The 26,337-nt window shown below is 72.1% G+C and carries 21 protein-coding genes; 7 read left to right on the forward strand and 14 right to left on the reverse strand.

Going from position 1 to position 26,337, the window contains the following annotated elements; all coding sequences use genetic code 11:
- Window positions 1–13 precede the first annotated feature (13 nt).
- The 4 genes from ACFWJB_RS01095 to ACFWJB_RS01110 form a co-directional block, all read right to left on the reverse strand.
- Window positions 14–751 (reverse strand): response regulator, encoded by a 738-nt coding sequence (locus ACFWJB_RS01095; protein ID WP_386919472.1) that lies wholly within the window; start codon window positions 749–751, stop codon window positions 14–16.
- Window positions 748–1,920, reverse strand: a complete 1,173-nt coding sequence (locus ACFWJB_RS01100; RefSeq protein ID WP_386919474.1) for a sensor histidine kinase — start codon at window positions 1,918–1,920, stop codon at window positions 748–750. Before ACFWJB_RS01100 ends, ACFWJB_RS01095 begins: the two co-directional genes overlap by 4 nt.
- A 315-nt stretch (window positions 1,921–2,235) precedes the next feature.
- Complete coding sequence (locus ACFWJB_RS01105; protein WP_386919476.1) at window positions 2,236–3,900, reverse strand: polyamine aminopropyltransferase; 1,665 nt, start codon at window positions 3,898–3,900, stop codon at window positions 2,236–2,238.
- A gap of 88 nt (window positions 3,901–3,988) precedes the next feature.
- Entirely contained in the window at window positions 3,989–4,525 is a 537-nt protein-coding gene (locus ACFWJB_RS01110) for a DUF2617 family protein (protein WP_385459989.1), read from the reverse strand.
- Between the two features lie 844 nt (window positions 4,526–5,369).
- Here ACFWJB_RS01110 and ACFWJB_RS01115 point away from each other — a divergent pair.
- Window positions 5,370–6,560: a pyridoxal phosphate-dependent aminotransferase gene (locus ACFWJB_RS01115; RefSeq protein WP_385459987.1), complete on the forward strand. Its 1,191-nt coding sequence runs from the start codon at window positions 5,370–5,372 to the stop codon at window positions 6,558–6,560.
- An 80-nt stretch (window positions 6,561–6,640) separates the two neighbouring features.
- Here the strand turns inward: ACFWJB_RS01115 and ACFWJB_RS01120 are convergent, their stop codons facing one another.
- Window positions 6,641–7,174: a YbjN domain-containing protein gene (locus ACFWJB_RS01120; RefSeq protein WP_161167873.1), complete on the reverse strand. Its 534-nt coding sequence runs from the start codon at window positions 7,172–7,174 to the stop codon at window positions 6,641–6,643.
- A 141-nt stretch (window positions 7,175–7,315) separates the two neighbouring features.
- On the opposite strand from ACFWJB_RS01120, the gene ACFWJB_RS01125 reads away from it, so the two are divergent.
- Entirely contained in the window at window positions 7,316–7,777 is a 462-nt protein-coding gene (locus ACFWJB_RS01125; RefSeq protein WP_386919479.1) for a hypothetical protein, read from the forward strand.
- Between the two features lie 35 nt (window positions 7,778–7,812).
- On the opposite strand, the gene clpB is transcribed toward ACFWJB_RS01125, so the two are convergent.
- Entirely contained in the window at window positions 7,813–10,422 is a 2,610-nt protein-coding gene (gene clpB, locus ACFWJB_RS01130; protein ID WP_385459982.1) for an ATP-dependent chaperone ClpB, read from the reverse strand.
- A gap of 268 nt (window positions 10,423–10,690) precedes the next feature.
- Complete coding sequence (locus ACFWJB_RS01135; protein ID WP_385459980.1) at window positions 10,691–11,026, reverse strand: hypothetical protein; 336 nt, start codon at window positions 11,024–11,026, stop codon at window positions 10,691–10,693.
- Between the two features lie 305 nt (window positions 11,027–11,331).
- Between ACFWJB_RS01135 and ACFWJB_RS01140 the strand changes: the two genes are divergently transcribed.
- Together ACFWJB_RS01140 and ACFWJB_RS01145 are read left to right on the forward strand one after the other, a co-directional pair.
- Complete coding sequence (locus tag ACFWJB_RS01140; protein ID WP_385460007.1) at window positions 11,332–12,357, forward strand: helix-turn-helix transcriptional regulator; 1,026 nt, start codon at window positions 11,332–11,334, stop codon at window positions 12,355–12,357.
- Complete coding sequence (locus ACFWJB_RS01145) at window positions 12,354–13,337, forward strand: LuxR C-terminal-related transcriptional regulator (RefSeq protein WP_386919482.1); 984 nt, start codon at window positions 12,354–12,356, stop codon at window positions 13,335–13,337. Before ACFWJB_RS01140 ends, ACFWJB_RS01145 begins: the two co-directional genes overlap by 4 nt.
- On the opposite strand, the gene ACFWJB_RS01150 is transcribed toward ACFWJB_RS01145, so the two are convergent.
- The 7 genes from ACFWJB_RS01150 to ACFWJB_RS01180 form a co-directional block, all read right to left on the reverse strand.
- The gene (locus ACFWJB_RS01150; protein ID WP_385459976.1) at window positions 13,300–14,322 is read right to left on the reverse strand and encodes a LuxR C-terminal-related transcriptional regulator; all 1,023 of its coding nucleotides are present in this window, start codon (window positions 14,320–14,322) and stop codon (window positions 13,300–13,302) included. The genes ACFWJB_RS01145 and ACFWJB_RS01150 overlap by 38 nt on opposite strands.
- A 139-nt stretch (window positions 14,323–14,461) precedes the next feature.
- A complete protein-coding gene (locus tag ACFWJB_RS01155; protein WP_386919484.1) occupies window positions 14,462–15,577 on the reverse strand; it encodes a sugar ABC transporter substrate-binding protein in 1,116 nt (371 codons plus the stop codon).
- Window positions 15,578–15,823: 246 nt separating this feature from the next.
- Window positions 15,824–16,279, reverse strand: a complete 456-nt coding sequence (locus ACFWJB_RS01160; protein WP_386919486.1) for a heat shock protein transcriptional repressor HspR — start codon at window positions 16,277–16,279, stop codon at window positions 15,824–15,826.
- Window positions 16,280–16,284: 5 nt separating this feature from the next.
- Complete coding sequence (gene dnaJ, locus ACFWJB_RS01165) at window positions 16,285–17,475, reverse strand: molecular chaperone DnaJ (protein WP_385459970.1); 1,191 nt, start codon at window positions 17,473–17,475, stop codon at window positions 16,285–16,287.
- 42 nt (window positions 17,476–17,517) lie between these two features.
- Window positions 17,518–18,165: a nucleotide exchange factor GrpE gene (grpE, locus tag ACFWJB_RS01170; RefSeq protein WP_385459968.1), complete on the reverse strand. Its 648-nt coding sequence runs from the start codon at window positions 18,163–18,165 to the stop codon at window positions 17,518–17,520.
- Complete coding sequence (gene dnaK / locus ACFWJB_RS01175; protein WP_385459966.1) at window positions 18,162–20,024, reverse strand: molecular chaperone DnaK; 1,863 nt, start codon at window positions 20,022–20,024, stop codon at window positions 18,162–18,164. The genes grpE and dnaK overlap by 4 nt, the downstream gene beginning before the upstream one ends.
- A 94-nt stretch (window positions 20,025–20,118) precedes the next feature.
- A complete protein-coding gene (locus tag ACFWJB_RS01180; protein ID WP_386919489.1) occupies window positions 20,119–21,273 on the reverse strand; it encodes an MraY family glycosyltransferase in 1,155 nt (384 codons plus the stop codon).
- Window positions 21,274–21,516: 243 nt separating this feature from the next.
- On the opposite strand from ACFWJB_RS01180, the gene ACFWJB_RS01185 reads away from it, so the two are divergent.
- The 3 genes from ACFWJB_RS01185 to ACFWJB_RS01195 all read left to right on the forward strand — a co-directional run bounded on the left by ACFWJB_RS01185 (window position 21,517) and on the right by ACFWJB_RS01195 (window position 26,320).
- The gene (locus tag ACFWJB_RS01185) at window positions 21,517–23,799 is read left to right on the forward strand and encodes a (Fe-S)-binding protein (RefSeq protein ID WP_385459962.1); all 2,283 of its coding nucleotides are present in this window, start codon (window positions 21,517–21,519) and stop codon (window positions 23,797–23,799) included.
- 150 nt (window positions 23,800–23,949) lie between these two features.
- Complete coding sequence (locus tag ACFWJB_RS01190) at window positions 23,950–25,248, forward strand: FG-GAP repeat domain-containing protein (protein WP_386919491.1); 1,299 nt, start codon at window positions 23,950–23,952, stop codon at window positions 25,246–25,248.
- Window positions 25,249–25,306: 58 nt separating this feature from the next.
- On the forward strand, window positions 25,307–26,320 hold the full coding sequence (locus ACFWJB_RS01195) for a YIP1 family protein (RefSeq protein WP_385459958.1): 1,014 nt from the start codon (window positions 25,307–25,309) through the stop codon (window positions 26,318–26,320).
- Window positions 26,321–26,337 lie beyond the last annotated feature (17 nt).

Genomic DNA, 26,337 nt, shown 5'->3' on the forward strand with positions numbered 1-26,337 from the left:
CGTCGGCACAAACTCACCCGCCGCCCGCGGCTCCCCCCGGCGTCACGAGGCCCGTCTCGTACGCCAGCACCACCGCCTGGGCCCGGCTGGTCAGGCCGAGCTTGGACATCGTGCGGTTGAGGTGGGTCTTCACCGTGGCCTCGCTGATGAACAGGCGGTCGGCGGCCTCGGCGTTGGTCAGGCCGCGGGCCACCAGCCCGAGGACCTCCGCCTCCCGGCCGGTCAGCGACGTCAGCGCGGGCGGCGGCCCGGCGTCGGAGGGCTTCGCGGACCGCGTGTCCGACATCCGCGTGAACGCCTCCACCAGGCGCCGGGTGACCGCGGGGGCGAACAGCGCGTCACCGCCGTGCACCGCGGTGACCGCGGCCAGCAGCCGTTCGGGACCGGCGTCCTTGAGCAGGAACCCGGAGGCTCCGGCGCGCAGGGCGCCGTACACGTACTCGTCCAGGTCGAAGGTGGTGAGGACGAGGACGCGGGGCGCGGGGTCCACCGCCTCGGCGAGGATCCGCTCGGTGGCCTGGATACCGGACATGCCGGGCATGCGGATGTCCATCAGGACGACGTCGGGCCGGGTCTCCGCGGCCAGCGCCACCGCCTCCGCCCCGTCGGACGCCTCGCCGACGACCTCCATGCCGGGGGCGGCCCGCAGCAGCGCGGCCAGCCCGCTGCGGACGAGGAACTGGTCGTCGACGACGAGCAGCCTGATCGGACGGTCGGGCGGGCGGTGGGCCGGACGGTCTGCGTCGGTCATTCGCGGACGGTGTCTCCCCGGCGTGCGGTCTGTACCGGCGTCGGCAGGGTCAGGCGCACGCCGAATCCCCCCTCGCTGCGCGGGCCGACGGCGATCGTCCCTCCGTAGAGCTTGGCCCGCTCCCGCATGCCGATCAACCCGTGGCCGCCGCGCTCGGGGATTGTGTCCGAATCCGCCCCCTGCCGCCGGCCGTCGCCGGGGCCGTCGTCGGTCACCGACACCGTCACCTCGCCCGCGCGGTAGGCGAGTTCGACGGCGGCGTGCGCGCCGGGCGCGTGCTTGAGGACGTTGGTCAGGGCCTCCTGGACCACCCGGTACACGCACAGCTGCACGCCGGGCGGCAGGGGGCGCGGTGTGCCCGTGACGCGCAGGTCGACGCCGACGCCGCCGGTGCGGACCCGGGCGGCCATCTCGTCCAGCTGGTCGAGCCCCGGCGCCGGGGCGCCGTCCGCGCCCTGCACGCCGTCGGCGCGCAACAGGCCCAGCATGCGGCGTAGTTCGGCCAGGGCCTCGCCGCTCGCGCCCTCGATGGTGTCGAGGGCGTCGCGGGCCGTGGGGGCGTCGGAGTGGAAGACGAAGCGGGCGAGGCCGGCCTGGACGTTGATGACGGCGATGTGGTGGGCGACCACGTCGTGCAGCTCGCGGGCGATCCGCACCCGCTCCTCGGCCACCTCGCGCCGGGCCCGTTCGGCCTGCTCGGCGCGGAGTTCCCGGGTGAGTTCGCCGGTCCGGCGGGCGACGTACCCGAACCTCCACAGGACGAGCGGGAAGCCCACGGCCTGGCCGACGACGGAGGCCATGGCGTCGGCGCCGCTGACCAGGCCGGCCCAGATCCAGACACCGGCGAGCAGGCCGGCGGAGGCGGCGGCGACGCGGGTGGCGCGCAGGGAGGCCACGGTGTAGACGGCGAGCATGGGGCCGAAGGAGCCGGCCACGGGCCACTGCCCGAGGGCGATGTAGACCGCCCAGCAGCCGTGCGAGACGAGGCAGACGGTCACGGGGGCGCGGGTGCGCAGGGCGAGCGGCAGGTTCACCAGGGCGACGAGCGTCCAGGCGAGCGGGCCGAGCGCGGGCCACCCCTGGGCGACGGCCTCGGTGCCGAGCAGGACGGCCACGGTCGTCAGCGCCGCGGCGATCAGGCCGTCGGCCGCCAGGGGGTGGAGGCGCATTGCCGCAGGGTAGGCCCGCCCGCCGGGCGGCGGCGTCATCCTTCCGCGGTACCGCGGAAGTTGCAGGAACCGCGCGTCTGCCGCGCCGGATCGGCCCCGGTGTCCACCCGCTGCGGGATTCCGGGGCGGGCGGGGCGGCCGTAGGTTCTCGGTGCGAGCGATCCACAGGGGGGCGCGGCGGCCCGTCCGGGTCCGGGGGAGGGACGGGCCGCCGCGCGGGGTCGTACGGGGGACGACCCCACGCACGCACCGGGGCGGCGCAGAGGGGGACGCGTGCCGGGCGCTGGGCACTGCGGCGGGCCCGGCACCGCGGGCTCAGTACCGCGGATGCACCAGCGTGGACGGCGGCAGGCCGGGCACGCGCGTGCGGGCCGCCGACCGGGCGGCGGCGGTGAGGGACTGCCGGGTCAGGGTGCGCGGACGCGGGGCCGCCGCGTCGAGGCGCAGGCCGGGGGGTGTGCGGGCGGCGAGCAGGAAGCCCCAGTCCCCGGGGACGCGGGAGGTGCCGGCCGTCCGGTCGGGGTCCGCGGTGAACCCGGGGGCGCGGCCGCCGACGCGGTAGGCCACGGTCCGCAGACCGGCCGCGCGCAGCGTCGCGTCGACGGTCCAGAACGTGCGGGGCCGCGCGGAGACCGGGCCGGCGTGCACGACCAGCCGCCCGTCCGGCGCGAGCACCCGTCGCAGCAGGCCGTAGAACTCCTGCGAGTACAGCTTGGTGGCGGCGGTGATGCCCGGGTCCGGCAGGTCGCAGACCACCACGTCGTACGCGGCGGTGGGCGTCGAGCGCAGTCCGCGGAAGGCGTCCGCGGCGGTGACGTGGACGCGCGGGTCGCCGTAGGCGTGCTCGTTCAGCGCGGACAGGCCGGGGTCGTGCCGGGCCAGCCGGGCGAGATCCCGATCGGGTTCCACGAGGTCGACGCGGCGCACGTCCGGATGGCGCAGCACCTCCCGCGCCGCGAGGCCGTCGCCGCCGCCCAGGATCAGCACGCGCGCCCGCGGCCCGGTCATGGCCGGCCGCACCAGGGCCTCGTGGTACCGGCGCTCGTCACCGGCGCCGACCCGCAGCCGGCCGTCCAGGAAGAGGCGGAGGGACCGGCCGTCGGTGCCCCCGGTGAGGACCACCTCCCGCACGTCGGTCCGGACGGCCACGCGGACGTCCTGCCCGTAGAGCGCGTGCCGGGCGGCGCGTTCGAAGTCGCCGGAGAGGGCGGCCGCCGAGGTGAGGACGGCGAGCACGACGGCGTTGGCGACGACCAGCAGCCGGCGGGCCCGGCGGGTCAGGTCCCGCCGGAACAGACCGAGGACCAGGGCGGCGCCGACGGCCGCGTTGACCGCGCCGGTGAGCAGGGCGCCGGTCAGCTGGCCGAGGAAGGGCAGCAGCACGAAGGGGAAGGCGAGGCCGCCCACCAGGGCGCCGACGTAGTCCGCGGCGAACAGGTCCGCGACGGCGCCGCCCGCGTCCTGCCGGCGGATGCGCTGGATCAGCTCCATCAGCAGCGGCACCTCGGCGCCGATCAGCAGGCCGATGGTGAGCGAGAACGCGACCAGCAGGAAGCGCGGGCCGTCGGACCAGGGGCCGCTCCAGCCGCCGGTCCAGGCGAAGACGGCGTACAGCGCCATGGCGCTGGTCCCGCCGACGAGGGCGAGGACGGCCTCGATCGCGCCGAAACCGGCCGCCGCGAACCGGCGCAGCCGCTTGGCGGCGAGCGAGCCGATGCCCATGGCGAACACCATGACGGACAGGACGACGGACGCCTGGGTGACCGAGTCGCCGATCAGGTACGAGGCGAGGGCGACCAGTTCGAGTTCGTACACCAGTCCGCAGGCCGCGCAGACGAAGACGCCCGCGAGGACCAGGAACCGGCCGGTGCCGGGCGGCACGGGCAGCGGGGCCGCCGTGCCGGGCGCCGCCGGTCCGGGTCTTCCCGCGCCCTCCCAGGACGGCGGTGCGGGTGGAGCGGGAGCCTGCGCTTCGATCACGCAGTGACGTTACGTCACACCTCCACTGCGCATCGTCACCCGCAGGTGTGAAATCCGTGCGCCGTGGCGCCTTGCGGGTTTGCGCGTCTCACGCCCCGGAGGGACTGAGCTGCGCCGCCGGCACCCGGACGCCGACCCGGGTCCGGGTCGCCACGAGCTGGCCGTCCTGCGGATAGGCGTGCCAGGTGCGCCAGTGCACCTGCCCCTCGTGCCGGTGCGCGAGCAGCGCGGTGAAGGCGTGCGGGCTGCCGGGGAAGACCCCGGCCAGACCGTGCGGGTGGTCGGCGACCAGGGCCAGCAGTTCCTGGGCGCGGCCCGCGAAGGAGCCCGGCGTGAGCAGCTCCACGCGGGCGGCGAACTCGTACTCCCAGTCGCCCACCCGCTTGGCCACCCCCAGCGGAAGCGGGGTGCTGCCGCCCGGGATGCACGCCACCGTCTCCGAGCAGCCGCCCCGCTCGTCCTCCAGCAGCACTTGGTGGGAGGCGCCGAGAAGCCTCAACTCGAGTCTGGCCCCCGTCAGTTCGATGTCCAGGCTGGCCAGCGCGGGCAGCGGCTCGCGCCCCAGCGCCCAGGCGAGGTCGGCGGCGCGGGTGTCGGTGTAGGCGGTGTTCAGGGTCGTGAGCATGGATCGGCTCCGCAGGCACACAGGAGAGGAAGGCGGGCCTGCACCCCCCGGTCACTGTCGGGGAGGCGGCCCGGTCAGCCCGTTCGGCCGGTCAGGAGGGGGGTCAACAGGTCGTCCGGGGGCTGCGTGGATGAGGGAGAGGGAATCATGAACTGCTACGGCAACACAGCGTTTTTACCCAAGTTCGTGGGCTTTCCATCCCTCGGGGGGCTCCACAGCTCAACTGTTCAACCACGGCGTGCGCCCGGACCGCCCGACGGGCGCCGGTGTGCGAGAGCGCCCGCCGGGTGTGAATCCCGGCGGGCGCTCTGGGTGGGGCCGCGGGGGCCCGGCCCAGGTGCGGGCCCCTCGGAACGGATGCGGTTGTCTCTGGCAGGAGCTCAGCTGCCCCGTGTCAGCTGCCTCCACCGCATCCGCCGCCCCCTCCCCCGCAGGACGACCCGCCTCCGCAGGACGAGCCGCCACCGCAGGACGAACTGCTTCCGCAGGAGGTGCCGCCCGAGGACGAGCCGCCGTCACCCCCGCCGGCCCACCAGCTGTTGTTGCCGCTGTTGTGGCTTCCGCCCGACGACCGCGAGCCCCGGCCGCGCCTCCGGGCGGCGGAACTCCGCCGTCCACCGGATGCGGCCCTCGCGACGACCAGAGCGACGATCACGATCAGGATGATGCCGAAGACCATGGCGTCACCCTCCTTCCGATTCCCCCGGACCCACGCCCGGAAGTTCCCCCGAAGCAACCCCCCGTGGGCGCCTCGCTTTCCGTGGTGCTCGTTGCGTGAACGGGGGATGCCCTCGCCCGCCACGCGCCAAAGCAGAGTTGAGGAACTCCAGAGCTTCGGCGCAGGATGGCCGCCATGACCTCCAGCGCACGCCCCTTCCTCAACCGCCGGCTCGCCGCGTTCGGGACCACGGTCTTCGCCGAGATGTCCGCCCTGGCGGCCAGGACCGGGGCGATCAACCTGGGCCAGGGCTTCCCCGACACCGACGGCCCCGAGGAGATCCGCGAGGCGGCCGTACGCGCCCTGCGCGACGGGCGCGGCAACCAGTACCCGCCGGGCCCGGGCGTCCCCGAGCTGCGCGCCGCCGTCGCCGCGCACCAGCAGCGGCGCTACGGCCTGTCCTGGGACCCGGACACCGAGGTCCTCGTCACCGCCGGCGCCACCGAGGCCATCGCCGCCTCACTGCTGGCCCTGCTGGAACCCGGCGACGAGGTGGTCGCGCTGGAGCCGTACTACGACTCCTACGCGGCCTGCATCGCCATGGCGGGCGGTACCCGGGTGCCGGTGACCCTGCGCCCGCACGACGGCACGTTCCGCCTCGACCTGGACGAGCTGCGCGACGCGGTCACCGACCGCACCCGGCTGCTGCTGCTCAACACCCCGCACAACCCGACGGGCACCGTCCTGACCCGCGCCGAACTCGCGGCGATCGCCGAGCTGGCCGTGGAGCGGGACCTGCTGGTGGTGACGGACGAGGTCTACGAGCACCTGGTCTTCGGCACGGCCGAGCACGTCCCCCTGGCGTCCTTCCCCGGGATGCGCGAGCGCACCGTGACCATCAGCTCGGCCGGCAAGACGCTGTCGTTCACCGGCTGGAAGGTCGGCTGGATCACCGCCCCGCCCGCCCTGGTCACCGCGGTCCGCTCGGCCAAGCAGTACCTGACCTTCGTGACGTCGGGCCCCTTCCAGTACGCCGTCGCCGAGGCCCTCGCGCTGCCCGACTCCTTCTTCGCCGGCTTCCGCGCGGACATGGAGGCCAAGCGGGACGTCCTCGCGTCCGGCCTCGCGGAGGCGGGCTTCGGCGTCTTCCGGCCCGCCGGGACCTACTTCGTCACCACCGACATCCGCCCCCTCGGCGAGAGCGACGGCTTCGCCTTCTGCCGCGGCCTGCCGGAACGCGCGGGTGTCGTCGCCATCCCCAACGCCGTCTTCTACGACCACCGCGAGGCGGGCGCCCCGTTCGTCCGCTTCGCGTTCTGCAAGCGGACTGGCGTGCTGGAGGAGGCCGTCCGGCGGCTGAAGACGCTGGGGGGCTGAGAACGGCGAGAGCCCGGCCCCGGCACACGACCCCGTACGGCGGTCGGTGCCCGGCCGGGCTCCCCGGTGGCGGGGGCGGACTACTCGCCGCCCTCGTCCTCGGGCTTCTCCGCCTCGTTGACCTCCTGCTCCAGTCCGAGCTGCTCCACCAGCCAGCGGTCGAACTCGATGGCGGCGCGCACCCAGCTGACCGTCGAGGAGACGAAGTGCTCCAGGCTGACGCCCATGCCGATCAGCATCTGCGCCTCGCCGATCAGGCGGACGGTGCCGTCGTCGTGGGTGTGCGAGTAGACCTTGGGCCACAGGGTGCGCCGGTTCCAGTCGTCGAGCGACTCCAGCAGCTGCGGCTTGTCGTCGATCTGGTGGGGGCGGTCGTAGAACGTCCGCACCGAGAAGATCTGCTGATCCCCCTCGCCGCGGAACATGAAGTACGTACGGAACTGCTCCCACGGCGCCGCGAGGTCACCCTCGTCGTCGACGACGTACTTGAGCTCCATCTGTTCGAGGAGCTGCTTCACGAGATCCTGATCCGGGACGACGGGGCCCGCCGGTCCTTGGGGCTGCGGCTCGGGCTGGCCCCCGAAGTTCGGAATCGAGGACGGGTCGATGCTCACCGTGTTTTTCCCTTCGTACGGATCACACCATCCTCCCCCATGCGGGGAGGGGGGTGGCAAGCCCGCCGTGGCACTGTCAGCCGTGGGCTGACACGATCCGTCCGGTCGGGCGGGAGCAGCGCGGGCCGCAGGGGGACGGGCATGGGGCGGGGACGGATCCGGTGGGGGCCGGTGGCGGCGGTCGCGGCCCTGCCGGTCCTGTTGCCGACCTGGCTGGTCGTGGCGGTGGTGCGGTTCTCGACCAGCGACCATCCGCTGGGCGGGGGTCCGGAGGAGGTGCCGTGCGCCGAGGCGCCGGCCTTCGGCGGGGCGGAGCCGCCCGCGGGGGCGTACGACACCGAGTGCACGGTGCGGACGTGGCTGGACACGAGCTACTACGCCGCCTTCCGGATGCCGCGGTCCGGCGTCGGGGACCGGCTGACGCACACCTGCGGCGAGCGGCCGGGGACGAGCCTGTGCAGTGGGGGCGGCGACGTCTGCCTGGACCTGGACGGCGCGGCGCACCCGCCCCCCGCCGGCGTCGGCGCGAACGCCGTGACGGTCGACGTGGTCCACGAGAGCGCGGGCACCGCGCGGGTGCGGTTCCCGGCGTTCACCGTGTGACACGGGGTGGCCGTGTCACACGGTGGACCGGCACGTCAGAGGGTCTTGCCGGTGGCCGGGCCCACGATCAGACCGTCGCCCTCGCCGTCGCCGAAGCGGTCCACGCGGACCGTGTCGCCGTCCTTGATCTCGCCGGCGAGGATCTCGCGGGCGAGCCGGTCCCCGATCGAGGTCTGGACGAGGCGGCGCAGCGGGCGGGCGCCGTAGGCCGGGTCCATGCCCTCGTCGGCCAGCCAGGCCAGGGCCTCGTCGGTGACCTCCAGGGTGAGGCGGCGCTCGGCGAGCCGCCGGGCGAGCGCGTCGATCTGGAGCCTCGCGATCCGGCTCAGCTCGTCCTTGCTCAGGGCCGAGAAGACCACGAGGTCGTCGAGCCGGTTGAGGAACTCCGGCTTGAACGACGACCGGACCACCTCCAGGACCTGCTCCTTCTTCTCCTCCTCCCCGGTCAGCGGGTCGACCAGGTACTGGCTGCCCAGGTTGGAGGTCAGCACCAGGATGGTGTTGCGGAAGTCGACCGTGCGGCCCTGTCCGTCGGTGAGGCGGCCGTCGTCCAGCACCTGGAGCAGGATGTCGAAGACCTCGGGGTGCGCCTTCTCCACCTCGTCCAGCAGCACGACGGTGTACGGCCGCCGCCGCACGGCCTCGGTGAGCTGGCCGCCCTCCTCGTACCCGACGTATCCGGGCGGGGCGCCGACCAGCCGGGCGACGCTGTGCTTCTCGCTGTACTCCGACATGTCGATGCGGACCATGGCCCGCTCGTCGTCGAAGAGGAAGTCGGCGAGCGCCTTGGCCAGCTCGGTCTTGCCGACACCGGTCGGGCCGAGGAAGAGGAACGACCCGGTGGGCCGGTCCGGGTCGGCGATCCCGGCGCGGCTGCGCCGTACGGCGTCGGACACGGCCCGTACGGCCTCGGTCTGCCCGATGAGCCGCTTGCCGAGCTCGTCCTCCATGCGCAGCAGCTTCTGCGTCTCGCCCTCCAGCAGCCGCCCGGCGGGGATGCCGGTCCAGGAGGCGACGACGTCCGCGATGTCGTCGGCGCCGACCTCCTCCTTGACCATGGTGTCCCGGGCGACCTCCTCCTCGGCCTCGGAGGCGGCCTCCAGGTCGCGCTCCAGGTCCGGGATCTCGCCGTACAGCAGCTTGGAGGCGGTGTCGAAGTCGCCGTCGCGCTGGGCGCGTTCGGCCTGCCCGCGCAGTTCGTCGAGCTTCTCCTTCAGCTCACCGACCCGGTTGAGGGACTGCTTCTCCTTCTCCCAGCGGGCGGTGAGGCCGCGCAGCTCCTCCTCCTTGTCGGCGAGGTCGCGGCGCAGCCGCTCCAGGCGCTCCAGGGAGGCCGCGTCGGTCTCCTTGCCGATCGCCAGCTCCTCCATCTTCAGCCGGTCGACGGCACGCTGGAGCTCGTCGATCTCGACGGGGGACGAGTCGATCTCCATGCGCAGCCGGGACGCGGCCTCGTCGACCAGGTCGATGGCCTTGTCGGGCAGGAAGCGGGAGGTGATGTACCGGTCGGAGAGGGTGGCGGCGGCCACCAGGGCGCTGTCGGCGATCTGCACCTTGTGGTGGGCCTCGTAGCGGCCCTTGAGCCCGCGCAGGATCGCGATGGAGTCCTCGACGGTCGGCTCGGCGACCAGCACCTGCTGGAAGCGCCGCTCCAGCGCGGGGTCCTTCTCGATCCGCTCCCGGTACTCGTCCAGCGTGGTCGCGCCGACCATGCGCAGCTCACCGCGGGCGAGCATCGGCTTGAGCATGTTCCCGGCGTCCATGGCGGAGTCGCCGCCGGCCCCGGCCCCCACGACGGTGTGCAGCTCGTCGATGAAGGTGATGATCTGGCCCTCGGAGTCCTTGATCTCGGCCAGGACGGTCTTCAGCCGCTCCTCGAACTCGCCGCGGTACTTGGCCCCGGCGACCATCGCGCCCAGGTCCAGCGCGACCAGCCGCTTGCCCTTCAGCGACTCGGGCACGTCCCCCTTGACGATCCGCTGGGCGAGTCCCTCGACGACGGCGGTCTTGCCGACGCCGGGCTCACCGATGAGGACGGGGTTGTTCTTGGTGCGGCGGCTGAGCACCTGCACGACCCGCCGGATCTCCTGGTCCCGCCCGATGACCGGGTCGAGCTTCCCGTCCCGGGCGGCGGCCGTGAAGTCGGTGCCGAACTTCTCCAGTGCCTTGTACTGGCCCTCGGGGTCCGCGGTGGTCACGCGGCGCCCTCCCCTCGCCTTGCGGAAGGCCTCCTGCAGCTTCTTCGCACTGGCTCCCTGCCCCTCCAGTACCTCACCGGCCGCGCCGCCCTTCGCGGCGATGCCGAGGAGCAGGTGCTCGGTGGAGAGGTACTCGTCCCCGAGCTCCTTGGCGCGGGCCTGGGCGTCGGCGACCACGGCGAGCATCTCACGGTTGGGCTGCGGCGGCGCGACCGTGGACCCGGCGACGCTGGGCAGCCCGGCGATGATGCGCTCGGCGCCGGAGCGCACGGCCGCGAGGTCGGCCTCGACGGCGGCGAGCAGGTCGGTGATGTTCTCGTTGTCCTGGCCCTGGAGCAGCGCCAGGAGCAGGTGCGCGGGGGTGAGGTCGGGGTTTCCCTCGGTCAGGGCCCGGTTGCTGGCCGCGTTGATCGCGTCCCGGCTCCGGTTGGTCAGCTCGGCGTCCACGTTCTGGCTTCCCTCCTAGCGTCGGCCGTCGACGGTCCGGCCATGTCTCCCAGTGCTGACTCGTCCAACTGGCACAAAGTTGAGTCTATTCCACTCAAGGGAGAAGCGGCGCCGGGTCGGTGCCGTGGGCGCGTTTCGGCCAGGCCGGGAATCCGCCGGTACCCGGAAATGTCCCCGCATACGACAGCGGCGTCACCGTGTTCAGGTCACGGTGACGCCGCTGCCGGGGGGAAGCACCTGAGCGATTTGTTACGACGGGGGAATCGCGTCAGGCACTGCGGGGGGTGGCCGAGATGGTCCTCACTTCGGAGACCTCCGGCTGCGCGAGCCGGTGGTCCCTCTGGTCCAGGTTCACAAAGATCATTCCGTAGCGGACGGCGCACCGGACGGGCTGCGGCGCCCCCCGAGGCCGCCGCAGACACCGGTACGCCCGCACGTCACCGTCATCGTCCAGCGTGACGACGACCGGCTCACCGAAGACGGTCACCATCAGGGAGTCACCGGAGTGGGGGATCGCGGTGACCAGGTCGATGAAGTGCCAGCCGGAGCGGTAGGCGGTGGCCATCTCACGGCGGAAGGATCGGTCGTCGGGTGGAGTGGTCACGGCGATCAGTCCCACACGCTGTCGCCCGGGAAAGCCGCCGGCTCACCGCCGGGGCCCGCGATCGCCACTGAGTGAACGCCACCCGCCTCGTGCTCACCGCTCTTCGCATCGAGGCCGGCCAACGCACCGAAGGCCACGACGGCGGAGAAGGCGGTAACAAGCACCGAGCGAAGCATTCTCATACGCATAGTCGGCTTCGTCCTCACTTGATGGTCCCCTCATTCCCCCGTCGGATAAGACGATGTCTCATTCGGGCACGTCATGGCCACACAATCGGTGCATCATGTTCCTGCACGTTCAGGACCCTGGGGGGTGGAGATTTGGTAGCAAAATGGACTAAGAGGGATCATCCCCATACGGGAACCGAGTTGTGCACCGAAGGGAGCCGTCTGTACGCGCACGCCCTCAGGGCTGGGCGCATACCGCGGACCGACGCCGAGGCCGCTCCGTGTCTGATGGATCTGGCCCTGCTCCACCCCGATCCCGACGACGCCGAGTGGCTGCGCCCGGTCCCGCCGTCGGTCGCCCTCGCCCAACGGCTCAATCCCATCGAACGGGAGATCACCCAGCAGCGCCGGCAGTCGATCGCGCTCGCCGAACTCTTCGAGCCGTTCATGGACATCAGCACCCAGGAGACGAGCCCCGCCCACTCCATCACGGTGCTGGAGGGCCTCGACCGGATCAACGCGGCGCTCGACCTGGCGACCGCCCAGTGCCAGACCGAGATGCTGACGGTCCAGCCCAGCGGCCACCGCCGCCCGGAGAACCGGCTGCTGGAAGGACTCGAACGCGACCGGCCCCTGATCGAGCGAGGCGTGCGGATCCGGACCCTCTACCAGCACACCGCCCGGTTCAGCCCGGACAGACTCGCCTACACCGACCAGTTCGCCGACGGCAAGGTCGAATACCGCACCATCGACGAGCTGGTGGAGCGTCTCATCATCTGCGACGAGACCGTCGCGTTCATCCCCGTCCGCGAGGACCGGCAGGTCGCACTGGAGCTGCGCCACCCCGGCCTCGTCCGGTACCTGATGAGGGTCTTCGAGTTCATCTGGAACCGAGCGGTCCCGCTCACCGCCGGCGCACCCTACGAGACGGCCCCCGACGGCATCACCGACATCCAGCACTCCATCGCCAAGCTCCTGGTGGAAGGCCACGTCGACGAGGCCATCGCCCGCCGCCTCGGCATGAACGTGCGCACCTGCCGCGCGCACATAGCCAAGCTTGCGACGGCCCTGGGCAGCGGCAGCCGCGCCCAGCTCGGCTACCTCATCGCCCAGTCGGGGATCCTCGAACAGGAACAGGGCGACCAGGCCGGGAGCCCCTCGTGACCGAGGCGGCGCACCGGCACGCGGGGGAGGAGCTGTGCGAGGCGGGCCTCGGCCTTTACGCCCGCGCCCTGCGCGAGGGCCACCTCCCCGGCGAGGAGGCGGCCGGCGCGCCCTGCCTGGTCGACACCGGCCTGCTGTATCCCTCGGTCGAGGACCTGACCCGGCTGGTGCCCGTCGCACCGGCCGTCGCCCTGCAACGCCTGCTCCGCTCCTCCGAGGAGCGGATCGCCGGCGAACGCCGCCGCGGAGAACGGCTCGCCGACGCCTTCGAGCCCCTGATACGGCACGCGGGACCGACGGCCGCGGGCGAGGACACCCCGTTCCTGCGGATCCTCACCAGCAAGGAGCGGACCGGCCGGGCCATCGCCGAGGCCATGGCCGAGGGCCGGGACCAGCTCCTGACCGTGCAGCCGCACGACGGCCTCGTCACCGCCTCGCACCACAACCACGAAGCCGCCATGCAGCGCGACCAGGCGTTCCTCGACAACGGCGGCCGGGTGCGCGCGCTCTACCAGCACACCGTCCGCCACGCCCCCCTGATCATCGGGCGGTACGAACGCCTGAAGGGCGACGTGGAGGCGCGGACCCTCAACGAGGTCACCGAACGCCTCGTCATCGTGGACCGCACCGTGGCCTTCATCCCCGCCAGCCCCGACCGTTCACTGGCCCTGGAAGTCCGCCACCCGGCCCTGGTCGCCTACTTCGTCACCACCTTCGACCGCCTCTGGCACCTGGCCACCCCCATGCACCCCCGGGCGGTCCGGCAGCCCACCCTCAACGGCATCTCCCCGCGCCAGCGCGCCATCGCCGCCCTCCTCGTCGAAGGGCACACGGACGCGGCGATCGCCGACCGCCTCGGCATGAACGTCCGCACCGCCCGCGTCCACATCGCCAAACTCGCCGCCACCCTCCGCAGCGAGAGCCGCGCCCAGCTCGGCTACCTCATCGGACAGTCGGGGATTCTCGACCAGGAACGCTGAGGGACGGCGAACCGACCAGGCCCGCCTGGGCGATGCGCACCCCCAGCTGGGTGCGGCTGGCCGCCCCCAGGGTCTCCGACAGACGGGCGATGTGCGCCCGGCACGTCCGCACGCTGATGCCCAGCCGCTCCGCGATCACCGCGTCCTGGTGACCCTCCGCCAGCAGCGCAGCGATGGACTGCTCGCGGTGCGAGACGCCCTCGAAGCCGGTCTCCGGAAGCGGCGCCGTGAGCGGGATCGCCAGGCGCCACAGGCGCTCGAAGACCGTCACCAGGTAGCCGACCAGCGCCGGGTGACGCAGCTCCAGGGCCATCGTGCGGTCGGTGTTGGCGGGGATGAACGCCACCGTGCGGTCGAACAGGATGAGACGGTCGACGACCTCGTCCAGGGTGCGGGCCTCCACCGTGCCGCCCATCAGCTCCAGGTAGTTGAGCAGCCCCTGCCCGTGCCGCGCCACGTGCGTGTACAGGTCCCGCATCCGCACCCCGCGCCCGCGCAGCGCCAGCGCCCGGTGCAGGCCCTCCGACAGCTCCGCCTCGCGCCGGATGCCGCCGGGCTGGACGGTGATCACCTCGGTCGTGCACGCCTCCGTCGCCTCGTCCATCGCGGCCTGGATGCGGGCCAGTCCGTCCAGGACGCGGATCGCCGTGCCCTCCGTGGCGGCCGACGCCTGGATGCGCCGGCCGAGACCCGCGTACCGCTCGAAGGCCTCCACCGCCGACCCCACCCGCCGCTGGCTGGACCTCACCTCGTCGTACACCCCGCGCAGCAGCCGGGTCATGACCTCCTGCGGGGAGGTCGGCACGAGCCAGTCCATGTCGTCCGGGTCGGGGTGCAGCAGGGCCAGCTCCAGCAGGCAGGGCACCGGCTCCGCGTCCCGGCGCGGCACCCGGCCGCGCCGTACGGCCCGGGAGTACACCCGGTCCCCGGCGGCACACAGCCGGTCGGCGCCGTGCGGATGCTCCTCAGCCCCGTGCCCGGCCATCGCCCATCCCACCCCCGGTTCCGGCTCTTTCCGCAGCGCAACTATGCGCGGCCGGGACCGGGTCCGCAACACGGCTCGGTGCCGGGCGACGGGCGGAAGACGGCGGTTCGCTCCGGTATGACCGGGCGGTGGGCGACGGCTACTTCAGCCCGATCTCCGCGCAGTCCGCCGCGAACTTCGCCGTGCAGATGTCGGAGACCTTGTAGAAGCCGTCCGCCACGACGGTGTCCTTGATGTTGTTCTTCGTCAGGGCGACGACCGGGACGAGCTGCGCCGGAATGCCCTGGTGGCTGGGGCTGTCGACCTTGTCGCGGGTGAGCGCGTCGAACTGGATGTCCCGGCCCTGGATGTGCGCCACGACCATCTCCGCGGCGTTCTCGGCCTCCTGCGGGTAGGACTTGTAGACGCTCATGTACTGCTCGCCGCCGACGATCCGCTGGACCGCCGGCAGCTCCGCGTCCTGACCGGTGATCGGCGGCAGCTCGGTGACGCCCGCGGACTCCAGGGCCTTGATGATGCCGCCCGCCATGCCGTCGTTGGCGGAGTAGACGCCGGCGATGTTCTTCTTGCCGATCGCCTCGATCGCCTCGGCCATGTTCGCCTCGGCGTTCGCCGGCTTCCAGTCCTTGGTGTCGTAGGACTGGGCGATCGTCACCTTGCCGTTCAGCTCGGACATCGCACCGGCCTTGAACTGCTTGGCGTTCGGGTCGGTGGGCGAGCCGTTCATCATGACGATCCTGGCCGAGTTGTCACGTCCGCCGAGCGCCTCGACGAGGGAGCGTCCCTGGACCTCGCCGACCAGCTCGTTGTCGAAGGAGATGTAGGCGGTGATCGGACCCTCGGCCAGCCGGTCGTAGGCGAAGACCGGGATGCCGGCGTCCTTGGCCTTCTGCACGCTCGGCGCGATCGCCTGCGCGTTCACGGCGTCCAGGACGATCGCGTCGACCTTGTCGTCGATCATCTTCTGCATCTGCGTGGCCTGCTTGGTCTCGTCCGCCCCGGCGTTGGCGTACTGGACCTTGCCCTCGTCCCGGGTCAGCGAGGCGATCTTCTTCACGAAGTAGGGGTGGTCGAACTGCTCGTAGCGGGTGTTGTCCGTCTCCGGAAGCAGCAGGCCCACCGTGATGTCGTTGCCCTTGGAGGGGCTCGCGTCGTCGCTGCTGTCCGAGGCGCCCAGCACTCCGCAGCCGGCCAGCGAAACGGTCATCGTGGACGCTGCCACGGATATGGCGATACGACGGATGCAGGAGCTCACTTCTGGTGCCTTCCGGACGCGGGGGCCGCATTGCAACCCAGGTGACTGAAAAGCCAACGCGTCGGCGCCCCCAGCGTCAAGCGGAACCACTTAACGAGATGACAACACCACGCTGCGCAGCCACTGTGGAGACGGAGCGGAATCGCCTCCCGCATCCCTTCACGCGCCCGGCACGCGAGGCGCACGCGAAGGGGCCCGGAGGTTCGGCTGAACCTCCGGGCCCCTTCCGGGAAATCCGACGCGTCGTCAGTCCGGGGACTGCTGCTGCCGCTTGGGCCGCCACACCACCAGCGCACTGGTCTGCTGGACCTCCTGGTACGGCACCAGGTCACGGCGGTACGAGGCGTGCACCGCCGCCTCCCGCTGGCGCATCGCCGTGGCCGCGCCGTCCAGCGCGTCCGACAGCTCCGCTATGCGGGACTGGAGCGCGGCGACCTGGTTCTCCAGTTCGATGATGCGCTTGATTCCGGCCAGGTTGATGCCCTCGTCCTGCGACAACTGCTGCACCTGACGGAGCAGTTCGATGTCGCGGGCCGAGTAGCGCCGGCCGCGCCCGGCCGTGCGGTCGGGGGAGACCAGGCCGAGGCGGTCGTACTGGCGCAGTGTCTGCGGGTGGAGGCCGGAGAGCTGGGCCGCCACCGAGATGACGTAGACCGGGGTGTCCTCGGTCAGTTCATACGGATTGCGTCGACGACCGTCCATTCCCGTCAAGCTCCCTTCGCGGCCTGGAACAGCTCCTCCCGCGGATCCTCGTCCGCGGTCGCCTCGCGATACGCCTCGAGCGCGTCACGAGCCTTCCCCGTCAGATCCTTCGGGACACTCACCTCGACGGTGACCAGGAGGTCGCCGCGGGTGCCGTCCTTGCGGACCGCGCCCTTGCCCCGGGCCCGCATGGTGCGGCCGTTGGGCGTGCCCGCCGGCAGCTTCAGCGTGACGGGCGGTCCGCCCAGGGTCGGGACGCGGACCTCGCCGCCGAGGGCCGCCTCGGCGTAGGTGACCGGGACGGTGACGGTGAGGTTGTCGCCCTTGCGGCCGAAGACGCGGTGCTCCTTGACGTGCACCACGACGTACAGGTCGCCCGCCGGGCCGCCGCGCTCGCCCGGTGCGCCCTTGCCGCGCAGCCGGATGCGCTGCCCGTCCGACACCCCGGCCGGGATGCGGACCTGCATCGTCCGGGAGGACTTGGCGCGTCCGGAGCCCTTGCAGACCTCGCAGGGGTTCTCCGCGATCAGGCCGCGGCCCTTGCAGTCCGGGCAGGGGTCGGTCAGCGAGAAGCCGCCGCCCGAGCCCCGGGCGACCTGCCCGGTGCCGACGCAGGTCGGGCACACGCGCGGCGTGCCGTTCTCGTCGCCGGTGCCCGAACAGGCCTTGCAGGGCTGCTGGCTGGACATCCGCAGCGGGACCGTCGCGCCCTCGATGGCCTCCGTGAAGCTGAGGGTGACCTCGGACTCGATGTCCTGGCCGCGCCGCGGCTGGGTCCTCGTGCCGGCGCCGGGACCACCGGTGCCGGTCCGGTTGAACAGGCCCCCGAAGACGTCGCCGAGGCCGCCGCCGAAGCCGCCGGCCCCGCCGCCCTGGGCGCCGCCTCCGAAGAGGTCGCCCAGGTCGAAGTTGAAGGTGCCGCCGCCGCCCGCGCCCGGACCCGGGCGGAAGCCGCCGTTGCCGAAGAGCGCGCGGGCGTCGTCGTACTCCTTGCGCTTCTTGGGGTCACCGAGGACGTCGTTCGCCTCGGAGATCTCCTTGAAGCGCTCCTCGGCCCGGGCGTTGCCCTTGTTGGCGTCCGGGTGGAACTCGCGGGCGAGCTTCCGGTACGCCTTCTTGATCTCGGCCTCGGTGGCGTCCTTGGGGACGCCGAGGACCTTGTAGTAGTCCTTCTCGATGAAGTCCTTGGTGCTCATCCCCGACGTCCCTCCTCTCCTGCGTCCGTGTTCGTCGTGACGTCAGCCCTCCTCCGGGCCACCGTTCTCCTTGTCGTCGGCCGCCTCGGCCGGCTCCTCGGCCTTGACGGTCTGCGCACCCGGCTGCGGCTCGGCCACCGCCACCCGCGCGGGGCGGATGGTGCGCTCGCCGATCCGGTACCCGGGCTGCAGGATCGCCACGCAGGTCGTCTCGGTGACGTCCGGTGCGTAGGAGTGCATCAGGGCCTCGTGGATCGTCGGGTCGAAGGGCTCGCCCTCCTTGCCGAACTGCTGGAGGCCCATCTTGGCCACGACGGTCTCCAGCGACTCCGCGACGGACTTGAATCCGCCGACGAGTTCGCCGTGCTCCCGGGCGCGGCCGACGTCGTCGAGCACGGGGAGCAGCTCGGACAGGAGGTTCGCGATGGCGACCTCCTTGACCGCGATGCGGTCCCGCTCGACCCGACGGCGGTAGTTCTGGTACTCGGCCTGGAGGCGCTGGAGGTCCGCCGTGCGCTCACCGAGCGCCGTGCGTGCCTGATCCAGCTGGGCCACCAGGCCCGCGTTCTCACTCGCGTCCCCGGCCGGGGCCGCCTCCTCCTCGGAGGCGGCCTTCGGTTCGGCGGCGTCAGGCGTGGCGCCAGAGGGGACGTCGGGCTTCTCGTCGAAGCCCGGGGTCTCCTCCGTCACGCCGCACCGTCCTTGCGCTCGTCGTCCACGATCTCGGCGTCGACGACGTCGTCGTCGGCACCCTTGTCACCGGCACCGGCACCGGCACCGGCGCCCGGGGCCTCGCCGCCGGCGGCCTGCGCGCCCTGGGCGTCGGCGTACATGGCCTGGCCCAGCTTCTGCGAGACGGCGGCGACCTTCTCCGTGGCGGTGCGGATCTCGGCGGAGTCCTCGCCCTTGAGCTTCTCCTTCAGCTCGGCGACGGACTCCTCGACCTCCGTCTTGATCTCGCCCGGGACCTTGTCCTCGTTGTCCTTGAGGAACTTCTCGGTCTGGTAGACGAGCTGCTCGCCCTGGTTGCGGGTCTCGGCGGCCTCGCGGCGGCGGTGGTCCTCCTCCGCGTACTGCTCGGCCTCCTGGCGCATACGGTCGACCTCGTCCTTCGGCAGCGAGGAGCCGCCGGTGACGGTCATCTTCTGCTCCTTGCCCGTGCCCAGGTCCTTCGCGGTCACGTGCATGATGCCGTTGGCGTCGATGTCGAAGGCGACCTCGATCTGCGGGACGCCGCGGGGCGCCGGCGGCAGACCGGTCAGCTCGAACATCCCGAGCTTCTTGTTGTACGCCGCGATCTCGCGCTCGCCCTGGTAGACCTGGATCTGCACGGAGGGCTGGTTGTCCTCGGCGGTGGTGAAGATCTCCGAGCGCTTGGTCGGGATCGTCGTGTTCCGCTCGATGAGCTTGGTCATGATGCCGCCCTTGGTCTCGATGCCGAGGGACAGCGGGGTGACGTCGAGGAGCAGGACGTCCTTGACCTCGCCCTTGAGGACACCGGCCTGCAGGGCGGCGCCGATGGCGACGACCTCGTCCGGGTTGACGCCCTTGTTGGCGTCCTTGCCGCCGGTCAGCTCCTTGACGAGCTCGGCGACGGCGGGCATGCGGGTGGAACCGCCGACGAGGACGACGTGGTCGATCTCGGACAGCTGGATGCCGGCGTCCTTGATGACGTTGTGGAACGGCGTCTTGCAGCGCTCCAGCAGGTCCGCGGTCAGCTGCTGGAACTGGGCGCGGGTGAGCTTCTCGTCCAGGTGCAGCGGGCCCTCGGCGGACGCCGTGATGTAGGGCAGGTTGATCGAGGTCTCGGTGGACGAGGACAGCTCGATCTTGGCCTTCTCGGCGGCCTCGCGGAGGCGCTGGAGGGCCATCTTGTCCTTGGACAGGTCCACGCCGTGGCCGGACTGGAACTGCTTGACCAGGTAGTCGACGACGCGCTGGTCCCAGTCGTCACCACCGAGGTGGTTGTCGCCGTTCGTGGCCTTCACCTCGACGACGCCGTCGCCGATCTCCAGCAGCGAGACGTCGAAGGTGCCGCCACCGAGGTCGAAGACGAGGATGATCTGCTCGTCCTTGTCGAGGCCGTACGCCAGCGCGGCGGCCGTCGGCTCGTTGACGATGCGCAGGACGTTCAGGCCCGCGATCTCGCCGGCCTCCTTGGTGGCCTGGCGCTCGGCGTCGTTGAAGTACGCCGGGACGGTGATGACCGCGTCGGTCACCTTCTCGCCCAGGTAGGACTCGGCGTCCCGCTTCAGCTTCTGCAGCACGAAGGCGCTGATCTGCTGCGGGTTGAAGTCCTTGCCGTCCAGGTTGATCTTCCAGTCGGTGCCCATGTGGCGCTTGACCGACCGGATGGTCCTGTCGACGTTCGTGACCGCCTGGCGCTTGGCGACCTCGCCGACGAGCACCTCACCGTTCTTGGCGAAGGCGACGACGGACGGCGTGGTCCTGGCGCCCTCGGCGTTGGTGATGACGGTGGGCTCGCCGCCCTCCAGAACGCTGACGACGGAGTTAGTCGTGCCCAGGTCGATGCCGACCGCACGTGCCATGGTGATTTCCTCCAGCTGACTTGAGTGCAACAGGCTCAAGTGTGCATGACGCCCACCGCTCGGTCAACAGAGGTGAGTCGAGCAGACTCAACTCTTATCCGTTCCTTACACGCAACGACGCTCTGACCTGCGCGTTCTCCGGGCCGACGGCCTGACGAACCGGGAAATCCGCTCGCCGAAGGGGCGATCGGTGGGGCCCGTGGACCCCCGTACCGGGCGTCCCGGGACGCGACGGCGGCACCCGGCCGGTCCCGCGCACGGCGGTGTGCGGCCCCGTCCCCCGCGGCTCGTACACCCGCACCCGCAGCAGACCCAGCACCACGGCGGCCGAGGCGCCCGCCACCCACAGCGCGGCCGTCTCCCCCACCCGGCCGACGTGCACGAGCACCCCCGTGAGTACCCCGCAGAACGTGCCCCCACCGAGCAGCACGACCACGCCCTGCGGAGTGACCCCCAGCCGCCGCAGCCGGTGGGCGAGGTGGTCGGGCCCGCCGCGCAGCGGGGGCCGCCCGGCCAGCCGGCGGGACAGCAGGACGAGGACGGCGTCGGCGCTCGCCGGCACGGTCAGCGCGAACAGCACCCCCGCGCTCGCACCGGGCGCCTGCCCCGCCCGGGTGAACACCGCCGCCCCCGCGAGCAGGAAGCCGGCGAAGAGCGACCCGGACGCCCCGAGCGCGATCCGGGCCGGGTGCCAGTTGTGCAGCAGGAACCCGGCCAGCGCGGCGGCCAGCGCGCTCAGCAGCACCGCGAGCCCGTCCATCAGCTCCGCCGCCGCGCACACGCCGGCACCGAAGGCGGTCACGACCCCGACCGCGCCGGCCAGCCCGTCGGCGTGGTCGAGCCCCCGGAAGGCCGTGGCGACCAGCGCGATCCAGGCCACCGCCAGCGCCCCGGCCAGCGGCCCGGTCCCCTCGTACGGCACCACGCAGGCCGCGGCGACGGCCGTGCCGGCCAGCAGCCAGCGCCGCCGCAGCCGCCACAGGTCGGCGGCGAGGCCCAGCAGCCCGACGACGCAGCCGGCGACGAGCAGCCGCACCACTCCGGGGCCGAGGTGGACGACGCCGGCCCACTGGCAGGCCCCCGCGACCAGCCCGGTGACGAGGAGGACGGCCACGCCACCGAGCAGCGGCACCGGTCGCACCCGGCGCCGGTCCACCAGGGCCAGACGCAGGGCGGCCGCCCTCAGCAGCGCGGTGAGCCCGGCGGCGAGGAGAAAGGAGACGGTGGCGGCAGTGATCCCGTAGAGCACGGACCTAAACTAAGCCGAATATCACGATGTGCGACGAATGTCCTGTCCAGTCCGGCGTGGCGGCGGCGGGCGACGGCTCCCCGGGCGGTCAGGGTTGCCTCAGCGACGCAGATCACCGCGGTGCTGACTACAGTGCGACAGGAGATACGGGTAGTCTCAGACGGACTGCATAAGTTACCGCTTAGTAATGTCGGGGTAGGTGAAGAACCCGCCCCACCCCTCGCAGGCCCGAGGAGCCCCCAAATGCAACTCGCCGCGATCGTCGTGTCGCTGGTTCTGATTGTGGTCGGCGTGGCCCTGTTCGCCCGCGCCATCCTCCAGATCGTCAACTACATGCGGCTCGGCCAGAGCGTGCCCAAGGGCACCCGCACCGACGCCCCCGGGCAGCGCACCCTCACGGTGGTCAAGGAGTTCCTCGGCCACACCCGGATGAACCGCTGGGGCATCGTCGGCGTGGCCCACTGGTTCGTGGCGGTGGGCTTCTTCTCCCTGCTGCTGACGATCGTCAACGCCATCGGGCAGCTGTTCCAGGCCGACTGGATCCTGCCGGTCATCGGCGACTGGGCGCCGTACAACGTCTTCGTCGAGTTCATCGGCACGATGACGGTGCTCGGCATCCTGGCCCTGATCGTCATCCGGCAGCTCAGCCACCCGAGGAAACCGGGCCGCAAGTCCCGCTTCGCGGGCTCCAACTTCGGCCAGGCGTACTTCGTCGAGGCCGTCATCCTCGTCGTCGGCGTCTGCATCTTCATGCTGCACGCGCTCGAGGGCGCCCTCCACCACGTGGACGGCTACGAGGCGTCGTTCTTCATCTCGTACCCGGTCGTCTCCGCGCTCCGGGACCTGGACCTCTCCGCGCTCCAGAACCTCGTCTACTTCTTCGCCGGCCTGAAGATCGCCACCTCCTTCATCTGGATGATCACGGTCGCCCTGAAGACCGACATGGGCGTCGCCTGGCACCGCTTCCTCGCCTTCCCGAACATCTGGTTCAAGCGCGAGGCGGACGGCGGCACCGCCCTCGGCGCACTCCAGCCCATGACCTCGGGCGGCGAGCCCATCGACTTCACCGACCCGGGCGACGACGACGTCTTCGGCGTCTCCCAGGTCGAGCAGTTCTCCTGGAAGGGCCTGCTGGACTTCTCCACCTGCACCGAGTGCGGCCGCTGCCAGTCGCAGTGCCCCGCCTGGAACACCGGCAAGCCGCTCTCCCCGAAGCTCCTGATCATGTCCCTGCGCGACCACGCGCACGCCAAGGCCCCCTACCTGCTGGCCGGCGGCGGCAAGACCATGGAGGGCGAGGAGAAGGCGTCCGAGGAGCAGCTCAAGGACGTCCCCGCGGCCGCCCTCGCGGAGGCCGAGCGCCCGCTGATCGGCACCGCCGAGGAGAACGGCGTCATCGACCCCGACGTCCTGTGGTCCTGCACCACCTGCGGCGCCTGCGTCGAGCAGTGCCCTGTCGACATCGAGCACGTCGACCACATCGTCGACATGCGCCGCTACCAGGTGATGATCGAGTCCGCGTTCCCGTCCGAGGCGGGCACGATGCTCAAGAACCTGGAGAAGAAGGGCAACCCCTGGGGCCTCGCCAAGAAGCAGCGCCTGGAGTGGACCAAGGAGGTCGACTTCGAGGTCCCGGTCGTCGGCAAGGACATCGAGGACCTCACCGAGGTCGAGTACCTGTACTGGGTCGGCTGCGCCGGCGCCCTCGAGGACCGCGCCAAGAAGACCACCAAGGCCTTCGCGGAGCTGCTGCACATGGCGGGCGTCAAGTTCGCCATCATGGGCGGCGACGAGAAGTGCACCGGTGACTCCGCCCGCCGCCTCGGCAACGAGCCCCTGTTCCAGGAGCTCGGCATGGAGAACGTCATGTCCCTCAACGCCGCCTTCGGCGAGGAGATGGACGACGACGGCAAGGTCGTGCCCGAGTCGGCGAAGCCGAAGTCGGCCAAGAAGATCGTCGCCACCTGCCCGCACTGCCTGAACACCCTCGGCAACGAGTACCCGCAGCTCGGCGGCGACTACGAGGTCATCCACCACACCCAGCTGCTCCAGCACCTGGTGGACGAGGGCAAGCTGATCCCGGTCACCCCGGTCGAGGGCATCATCACCTACCACGACCCGTGCTACCTGGGCCGGCACAACAAGATCTACACGCCGCCGCGCGAGATCATCGCCGCCGTCCCGGGCGTCCGCAACGAGGAGATGCACCGCCACAAGGAGCGCGGCTTCTGCTGCGGCGCCGGCGGCGCGCGGATGTGGATGGAGGAGCGGATCGGCAAGCGCATCAACAACGAGCGCGTCGACGAGGCCCTCAGCGTCAACCCGGACATCGTGTCCACCGCCTGCCCGTTCTGCCTCGTCATGCTGACCGACTCGGTCAACGGCAAGAAGAACGACGGCAAGGCCAAGGAGTCGATCCAGGTCGTCGACGTCGCCCAGCTCCTGCTGGAGTCCGTCAAGACCCCGGCCGACCCGGCCGGCGAGGCGGAGCCCGAGACCGAGCCGACGCCCGAGCCGGTGAAGTAGCCCCACGGCCACCACAGCCGGCCGACGCCCCCGGATCCGCCAGGACCCGGGGGCGTCGCCGTTTCCGGACTGTCCCCCTCACTCGAACACGTGCATCATGACCGGGGCGTTGTTCGGTGATCGGTGATGCGGACGAGGTGAACGGTGCGGGTGCGAAGAAACGCGCGACGAGCGACCGGCGGTGCGGTGGCCCTCGGCTCCCTGCTGCTGCTCGCCGCCTGCGGCCACGGCCCGTCACCCGCCACCGGCGAGGCCACCGCGGACGCCTCCGCCCGCGCCGCCCAGGCACCGGCCCTGCCCGTACCGCACGGCAAGGGCAGCAGGACCGCCGACGACTTCAACGGCGACGGCCACCGCGACCTCGTCCTGAACAACCTCGTCACGGCCGAGAGCCACGCCGACGACGCCGGCATCGGCATCGTCTACGGCTCGCCCCGCGGACTCGTGCCCGACACCCGGCAACTGCTCTCCCCGGCCACGCACGCCGCCCGCACCCAGGACCAGCTGCCGGCCGTCTTCGAGGCGGAGGCCCGCTGCGACCTCGACGGCGACGGCTTCACCGACCTGGTCGTCACCACCGACCCGCCCTACGACGGCCAGGGCAGCCCTCCGGTCCCCCTCCAGCTCCTCTTCGGCTCCCCCGACGGCCTCACCGGCCGCGGAGTGGTCCTGACCGTTCCCGACCGGGCACGGCTCGGCGACGACTGGCCGGACCGGCCGGTCTGCGGCGACTTCGACGGCGACGGCGCCGAGGACCTGGTCCTGCACGCCTCCGCCGGCCACCTCAGCTACCTGCGCGGCCCCTTCACCCGCGCGGGCGCCCCGAAGGCGGCCGGCGCCCCGCTCGCCTCGACGGGCGAGGCCCCCACCGGCCCCGCCGCCGACGTGAACGGCGACGGCTACGACGACCTGATCGTCCGCGCCTCCGCCGACACGGGCACCGCGTCCGTCGTCCTCGGCGGCCCGGACGGCCCCACCCGCACCGGCACCACCCTGCCGTCCGGCACCGACGTGGCCCTCGGCGCCTTCGGCGGGGGCAAGGCCCTGGACGCGGCCGTCGCCACCACGACCGGCACGGCCCTGCGCTACGACCTCCCCACCGCCACCCGGGGCACCCTGGACGTCCCCGGCCCGGTGCTCGACGCCGCCGACTTCGACGGCGACGGCCTCAGCGAACTGGTCACCGGCGGCACCGGCGTCCGCGTCCTCCCGGGCAGCACGGCGGGCCCCACCACCCGCGGCGCCGTCACCGTCACGCCCGCCGCCCGCGGCACCACGCAGATCCTCGACGTCGGCGACTTCGACGGCGACGACCTCGCCGACCTGGTGATCCGGACGTCCCAGGGGGACACCGCCGACTCCGTCGAGGTCCACCGCGGCACCGCCGAGGGGCTGCTGACGGAACGGCCCGCCGTCACGTTCTCGACGTCGCGGTTCCTGGGCCCGTAGGGGTCGGGCTCCCGGACGCAGCAACGCCCGGGAGCGCCTCGGGGGCCTCCCGTAGGGGATGTCACAGCTCGGCCGCAAAGGACCCCCCAAAAGCCCGGCCCCCGCACGTCACTCTCCGGGACCAGGTACGTTCGAAGGCGTGGCTGGATTCAGGAGAGGACGCGGCCGGGACAACGGCGCTCCTCACGCGCGACCGCAACACCCTCCGTACGGGCAGCAGGCGCCGCAGGGACCGTCGTACGGCGCTCCCGCGACGCCGCGGCAGCCGTACCCGCAGCAGCCGTACGGGCCCGGCGGCCCCGGCGGCGGCCAGTGGCCGCAGGCCCACGGCGGCCACGGGGAGCCGGAGTACTTCGGCGACGGCGGCCACCAGGGCGGCCCGCACCACCCGCAGGGCGCACAGGCCCCGTACGACCCGTACGCGGCCAACAACCCCGGCCACACCCAGGCGTTCGCGATCGGCGAGGACCCCTACACCCAGGGCGAGACCTACCGCGCCGGCTCGGCCGCCCCGCCCCCCGGCCCGGTCGGCCCGCGCCTGCACTGGAAGGCACTGCTCAAGGGCATCGTCACCGCCCCCAGCCAGACCTTCCTCCAGATGCGGGACTACACGATGTGGGGCCCCGCCCTCGTCGTCACCTTCCTCTACGGCATGCTGGCGGTCTTCGGCTTCGACGGCGCCCGCCAGGACGCGATCAACGCGACCCTGTCCAACGCGGTCCCGATCGTCCTGACCACGGCCGTCGCCATGGTGCTGAGCGCCTTCGTGCTGGGCGTCGTCACACACACCCTGGCCCGCCAGCTCGGCGGCGACGGCGCCTGGCAGCCCACCGTCGGCCTGTCCATGCTGATCATGTCGATCACCGACGCGCCCCGCCTGATCGTCGCGATGTTCGCCGGCGGCGACGCGCCCTTCGTGCAGATCCTGGGCTGGGCGACGTGGGTCGCGGGCGGCGCCCTGCTCACCGCGATGGTCGGCCGCTCCCACGACCTGCCCTGGCCGAAGGCGCTCGGCGCGTCCGCGATCCAGCTGGTCGCCCTGCTGTCGCTCGTCAAGCTCGGCACGCTCTGACCCGAACACCCGAAAGG

Source organism: Streptomyces sp. NPDC127100, from assembly GCF_042724095.1.
GTDB lineage: Bacteria > Actinomycetota > Actinomycetes > Streptomycetales > Streptomycetaceae > Streptomyces.

Coding starts and splice junctions, on each gene's coding strand:
- ACFWJB_RS01095 (WP_386919472.1), bottom strand. CDS start 751: ATGACCGACGCAGACCGTCCGGCCCACCGCCCGCCCGACCGTCCGATC.
- ACFWJB_RS01100 (WP_386919474.1), bottom strand. CDS start 1,920: ATGCGCCTCCACCCCCTGGCGGCCGACGGCCTGATCGCCGCGGCGCTG.
- ACFWJB_RS01110 (WP_385459989.1), bottom strand. CDS start 4,525: ATGCTCACGACCCTGAACACCGCCTACACCGACACCCGCGCCGCCGAC.
- ACFWJB_RS01115 (WP_385459987.1), top strand. CDS start 5,370: ATGGCCGCCATGACCTCCAGCGCACGCCCCTTCCTCAACCGCCGGCTC.
- ACFWJB_RS01125 (WP_386919479.1), top strand. CDS start 7,316: ATGGGGCGGGGACGGATCCGGTGGGGGCCGGTGGCGGCGGTCGCGGCC.
- ACFWJB_RS01150 (WP_385459976.1), bottom strand. CDS start 14,322: ATGGCCGGGCACGGGGCTGAGGAGCATCCGCACGGCGCCGACCGGCTG.
- ACFWJB_RS01160 (WP_386919486.1), bottom strand. CDS start 16,279: ATGGACGGTCGTCGACGCAATCCGTATGAACTGACCGAGGACACCCCG.
- dnaJ (WP_385459970.1), bottom strand. CDS start 17,475: ATGAGCACCAAGGACTTCATCGAGAAGGACTACTACAAGGTCCTCGGC.
- dnaK (WP_385459966.1), bottom strand. CDS start 20,024: ATGGCACGTGCGGTCGGCATCGACCTGGGCACGACTAACTCCGTCGTC.
- ACFWJB_RS01185 (WP_385459962.1), top strand. CDS start 21,517: ATGCAACTCGCCGCGATCGTCGTGTCGCTGGTTCTGATTGTGGTCGGC.
- ACFWJB_RS01195 (WP_385459958.1), top strand. CDS start 25,307: ATGTCACAGCTCGGCCGCAAAGGACCCCCCAAAAGCCCGGCCCCCGCA.